This window comes from Anaerosphaera multitolerans, from assembly GCF_004006535.1.
In the GTDB taxonomy this organism is placed as follows: Bacteria; Bacillota; Clostridia; order Tissierellales; family Peptoniphilaceae; genus Anaerosphaera; species Anaerosphaera multitolerans.
In genome coordinates this window covers 53,649-59,655 of sequence record NZ_RLIH01000013.1, presented here as the reverse complement: position 1 = coordinate 59,655, position 6,007 = coordinate 53,649, and the positions used below count along the sequence as shown (strand labels likewise).

The 6,007-nt window shown below is 33.7% G+C and carries 4 protein-coding genes and 1 other annotated feature; of the genes, 1 reads left to right on the top strand and 3 read right to left on the bottom strand.

The features are described 5' to 3' along the window. Positions 1–41: 41 nt before the first annotated feature. The 3 genes from EF514_RS08640 to EF514_RS08630 all read right to left on the bottom strand — a co-directional run bounded on the left by EF514_RS08640 (position 42) and on the right by EF514_RS08630 (position 2,043). A complete protein-coding gene (locus tag EF514_RS08640; RefSeq protein ID WP_127725041.1) occupies positions 42–338 on the bottom strand; it encodes a GNAT family N-acetyltransferase in 297 nt (98 codons plus the stop codon). 11 nt (positions 339–349) lie between these two features. Continuing rightward, positions 350–604: a (4Fe-4S)-binding protein gene (locus EF514_RS08635; RefSeq protein ID WP_127725040.1), complete on the bottom strand. Its 255-nt coding sequence runs from the start codon at positions 602–604 to the stop codon at positions 350–352. An 80-nt stretch (positions 605–684) separates the two neighbouring features. After that, the gene (locus EF514_RS08630; RefSeq protein WP_205666427.1) at positions 685–2,043 is read right to left on the bottom strand and encodes a TrpB-like pyridoxal phosphate-dependent enzyme; all 1,359 of its coding nucleotides are present in this window, start codon (positions 2,041–2,043) and stop codon (positions 685–687) included. An 82-nt stretch (positions 2,044–2,125) separates the two neighbouring features. Then, positions 2,126–2,363, bottom strand: a binding site (T-box leader). A 187-nt stretch (positions 2,364–2,550) separates the two neighbouring features. Here EF514_RS08630 and EF514_RS08625 point away from each other — a divergent pair. Beyond that, positions 2,551–5,982 (top strand): pyruvate carboxylase, encoded by a 3,432-nt coding sequence (locus tag EF514_RS08625; protein ID WP_127725047.1) that lies wholly within the window; start codon positions 2,551–2,553, stop codon positions 5,980–5,982. The last annotated feature ends 25 nt before the right edge of the window (positions 5,983–6,007 follow it).

The following is a 6,007-nucleotide window of genomic DNA, read 5'->3' as shown; positions in this document are numbered from 1 at the left end:
ATATCATCAGCTGATATCTTTTTTGTTATTACTATTTATAACTAACCTTTGTATTCTATTTTTTGATATTCAGGTTTATTGTTAAATTCTCTCCTTGCGAAAGGACAAAGCGGAATAATTTTTTTATTATCTTCAATAGCTAAGTCAACAACGTGCTTAACTAATTGAACAGCTATATCCATTCCTCTATAATTCTCATCAACATATGTGTGATCAATTATAAGAATATTATCTCCTGCAGAAGAGTAAGTTACTTCTCCAGCTTCAACTGCATCTACATATGCAGCAAAACGATTATGGTCTTTACCCTCTTCAAACTTATATACTACTTCACTCATTATTTCCCTCCTTAAGGCAAAATTTCATCTGAGTCCTTTAATTTATATTTAAGAGCTCCTGATGGACAAGTGTTAATTACATCTTGAATTTGTTGAAAGTGATCTTTCAGCGGAATAATCCAAGGCTTTCTTTCCGTGTCGAAAACTTCGTTATCTCCTCTAACGCAGTTTCCTGAGTGTTGACATATATCTATATTGAAATATACATCAATATTTTCTCCCTCATATTTTCTATATCCCTTTGATAATAGAGTTGCTTCGTTCATTTTTTTCCCCCTAATGAATAAAAATTAAGCATTACCTACTTCTATTATTACCTCTTTTGTATTAAAAGTAAACTCTATATTCAAATTTCAGATAAGTTGGCTAAATTCAACTCTTCATCTGTGGGTACATGATCAATCATAGTACCTTCTAAATAGGATTCATAGGCCAACATGTCAAAATAACCTGTTCCGGTCAGTCCGAATAAAATTGTTTTTTCCTCTTTGCTTTCTTTGCACTTTAAAGCTTCATCAATAGCAGCTTTAATTGCATGGGCTGATTCCGGAGCCGGAAGAATAGTCTCCGACTTGGCAAATAAAATTGCCGCTTCAAAAACCGACGATTGTGTATAGGACTTGGCTTCCATATATCCATCATGGTATAGTTTAGAAATTATCGGACTCATTCCATGATATCTCAATCCTCCGGAATGATTTGCAGCAGGTATAAATCCGCTACCCAAAGTATACATTTTTGCCAAAGGAGTTATTTTGCCTGTATCACAGTAATCATAAATATACTTTCCCCTTGTAAGTGATGGACATGAAGAAGGTTCCACAGCTATAATTCTAGAACTCCTACCTCCCTTAATATTTTCACCTACAAAAGGAGCCATAAGACCTCCTAAGTTAGAACCTCCCCCTGCACATCCAATTACTATGTCGGGATATTCGCCATATTTTTCCAAAGCGATTTTAGATTCCAAACCTATTATAGATTGATGAAGCACTACTTGATTCAGCACAGAACCAAGTACGTATCTTGAATTTGGATCCATAGATGCCACTTCTACAGCTTCTGAAATTGCGCATCCTAATGAACCGCTGGTATTTGGATTTATTTTTAATATTTCTCTTCCCACTTTTGTAGTATCACTTGGGCTTGGAGTAACATTACCGCCAAATACTTTCATAATATTCTTTCTAAATGGCTTTTGCTCATAAGATGACTTAACCATAAATACTTCTAATTCCATATCAAATAAACTACAGGCTATTGCCAATGCAGTACCCCACTGACCAGCTCCGGTTTCCGTTGTGACTTTTTTCAATCCCTGCTTTTTTGCATAATATATTTGAGCTATTGCAGAATTTAATTTATGGCTGCCTGAAGTATTGTTTCCTTCAAATTTATAATAAATTTTTGCCGGTGTTTCCAATTTCTTTTCTAAATTATAGGCTCTAATCATTGGTGAAGGCCTGTAAATTTTATATAGCTCTCTTATTTCTTCCGGGATGGGGATAAATTTATTTGAATTATCTAATTCCTGATCTACCAATTCAGAACAAAAAACTTTTTCAAGTTCAGATTTGGTCATTTCCTCTCTAGTAGCCGGATTTAATAGAGGCTCAGGCTTTTCTATCATATCCGCTCTTAAATTGTAATAATATTTTGGTATTTCTTCCTCTGATAAATTAATTTTATACGGTACTTTTGTCATTTTTATATCCTCCTATTTTTAATAGCCTTCAATAAGAGTAGAGTATGTAAAATAAAAAAGCCCTTGAAAAAACCTACGGTTTTTCAAGGACAAAATATATATTTTGCGGTGCCACCTTGATTGATAGTTTATTTTAAAATACTATCCACTCTTCGAATGCAACAACATCCTATCTCTATTACGGGAGAAACCGTCTTTGGATACTATCTTCCCCAAAGCCCTCAAGGGTCCATTTAATAAGTCATTTCTTATGAAACTCTCACCATCGTTCACTCTCTTTAAAGTTTAACTTATTTTTACTTCCCTCTCAACAGTTTATAATAAAATAGCATATCTCTTTTATTTTGTCAATCCATATTTTTATATTTATAAATCATAACATTAATATAGATTTTATGTATAGTTTTTTATATATACTTATATATTAATTAGACTATACTTTTTAATTTCATTGTTGTATAATAGATAAAATTTAAAGCAAAAAAGAGGAGATTGAAGATGTACAATATTAAAAAATTCAAAAAAGTATTAGTTGCAAATCGGGGAGAAATTGCAATTAGAATATTCAGAGCTTGTAGAGAATTGGGAATTAGAAGCGTTGCCATATATTCAGTTGAAGATTCTCTTTCCCTTTTTAGGACAAAAGCTGATGAATCCTATTTAATAGGTAAAGGAAAGTCTCCATTGGATGCTTATTTAGACATTGACGAAATAATTAATTTAGCTATTAATAAAAATGTCGATGCCATTCATCCTGGATACGGTTTTCTAGCTGAAAATGCGGAGTTTGCTAAAAAATGTGAAGAAGCGGGAATAGTGTTTATTGGTCCTCAACCTGAGGTAATGGCTTCATTGGGAGATAAAATCGAATCTAAAAAAGCTGCTAAAAACGCAGGAGTAAAAGTAATTCCCGGCACAGACAAGGCTATTAAATCTGAAAAAGAAGCTTTACGATATGCTAAGGAAGCAGGTTATCCTGTAATGTTAAAAGCAGCAGCAGGTGGCGGTGGAAGAGGTATGAGAATTGTCAAATCCGAAGATGAACTTATACCAAATTTTAGATCTGCAAAAATGGAAGCTTCTAAAGCCTTTGGCAATGATTCAATGTTTATAGAGAAATATTTGGAAAATCCAAAACACATTGAAGTTCAAATTTTAGGCGACAAGTACGGCAACGTAGTTCATCTATTTGAAAGGGATTGCTCCATTCAAAGAAGACATCAGAAGGTTATAGAGTATACTCCAGCCTTTTCAATAGACGAAAAAACCAGAAAAAATATACTGGATGATGCATTGAAAATTGCAAAGTCTTTAAATTATTTAAGTGCAGGTACTGTTGAATTTCTTGTGGATAAAAACAATAATCATTATTTTATTGAAGTAAACTCAAGAATTCAAGTTGAACATACAATTACGGAAATGGTTACCGGAATAGATTTAATTCAATCTATGATTTATATAGCTGAGGGATACCCTCTTAACAGTCCTGAAATTAATATTCCTAATCAGGATTCCATTAAGCTTAACGGCTATTCAATACAGTGTAGAATTACTACAGAGGATCCCCTTCATGATTTTGCTCCTGATACAGGACAAATAACTCACTACAGATCCAGTTCAGGTTTCGGAGTTAGATTAGACGGTGGAAATGCCTATACTGGTGCTATTATAACTCCATACTATGATTCACTTCTAGTTAAGGTTATATCTCATGCTAGAACTTGGGAAGATACTATTAGTAAAGCCTTTAGAGCTATACGTGAAACGAAGGTAACAGGTGTGAAAACCAACTCTTCTTTTCTTTTAAACGTATTGAACTCCAAAGAATTTAGAAATGGAACTTGCGATACAGGTTTTATTTCCAAAAACCCTTCCCTGTTCCAATTTAAAACTAAACCTGATGCTGAACTTAGACTTATGTCATATATTGGAGAAATAGTAGTAAACAATCCTTCAAAGAAGGAAAAATTATTTAATACCCCTATACTACCTTCAATTGACAATATTAAAGACTATAGGGGTAGCAAACAAATTTTTGATGAACTTGGAGCAAAGGGACTGTCTGAATGGATTTTAAATCAAAAAAGACTCTTAATTACAGATACAACTATGCGTGATGCTCATCAATCACTTATGGCTACAAGAGTTAGAACCATTGACTTAATTAAAATTGCCCAGGCTACAAATAATAACATGAAGGAATTGTTCTCTGTCGAAATGTGGGGCGGCGCTACCTTTGACGTTGCCTATAGGTTTCTACAGGAAGACCCTTGGGAAAGACTTAAGATGCTAAGGGAATTAATGCCAAATATATTAATGCAAATGTTAATTCGCGGAAATAATACAGTTGGATATACTAACTATCCCGACAATGTAGTAAAAAAATTTATTAAAAAATCCGCAGAAGATGGGATAGACATCTTTAGGATTTTTGATTCCCTAAACTGGATGGAAAATATGAGACTATCCATTGATCAAGTTTTGGAAAACGGAAAAATAGCAGAAGGTACTATGTGCTACACAGGAGACATACTTGATGAGAAAAGAGATAAGTACAATTTAAAATACTATGTGGACTTAGCAAAAGAAATTGAAAAATCAGGTTGTCACATATTGGGAATTAAAGATATGTCAGGCTTATTAAAACCCTACGCTGCAAGAAAACTAATTAAGACTCTTAAAAATGAAATCTCCATACCTATACACCTACACACTCATGATACTACAGGAAACGGTGTTGCAACTGTTTTAATGGCCACTGAAGTTGGTGTTGACATTGCTGATTTAGCTATTAACTCAATGAGTGGGCTTACTAGCCAACCTGCCCTAAATTCCGTTGTAGCAGCACTACAAAATACTCAGCGAGATACGGAATTAAATTTAGATAAAATTGAAGATATATCAAAATATTGGGACAGTGTAAGAGAAGTCTACGCTAATTTTGAGTCAGACCTTAAATCGGGATCAACTGAAATATATAAATATGAAATCCCCGGAGGTCAATACTCAAATTTAAAACCTCAAGTAGAGAGTTTCGGACTTGGATATAAATTTAAAGAAGTTAAGGAGATGTTTAGTTCTGTAAATGAAATGGTAGGAGATATTATAAAAGTAACTCCATCCTCTAAAATGGTGGGAGACTTTGCAATATTTATGGTTCAAAACGGACTTACTCCTGATAATATACTTGAAAAGGGAAGCAATTTAGACTACCCCGATTCAGTAAAAAGTTATTTTAAAGGAATGATGGGCCAACCTTTGGGAGGATTCCCTAAAGACCTGCAAAAAATGATTCTAAAGGGCGAGGATCCTATTACTGTTCGTGCAGGACTTTTACTTGAAGACGAGGATTATGAAGCAGACAAAAACTATTTAGAAAGCAAGTACAATATAAATCCAAGTCAGGAGGATTTAATAAGCTATTCTCTTTACCCTAAAGTATTTGAAGATTATATAGTAAATACTCAGAAAAACGGGTCCTTGTGGATGATGCCTTCACATGTTTTCTTCCACGGACTTATGGAAAATGAAACAGCTGAAATACCTATAGATACCGGTAAAAATTTAATTGTCACTTTAGTGGAAATAGGTAAAAGAGATAAGGAAGGTTACCGAAATTTAACCTTTGACATTAACGGAAATAGAAGGACTGTAAAGATTGAGGATAAAAATGCCACAGTTACTCCTCTTAAAAAAACAAGTGTTGACTTTGCAGACCCTGACAATGAAAGTCAAATCGGCTCTTCAATACCGGGTAAAGTTGTTAGTATAAATGTTGAGGAAGGTCAAGAAATAAAAGCCGGAGACCCTATAATGGTTATTGAAGCCATGAAAATGGAGAGTAACATTGTAGCTAACCATGATGGAATTATTAATGAAATTCTTGTTAAAGTAAATGATATGGTTAAAAGTGGCGAATTAATAGCAACATTAAAATAAAAACTACAAACCGCAAACCGCAAAT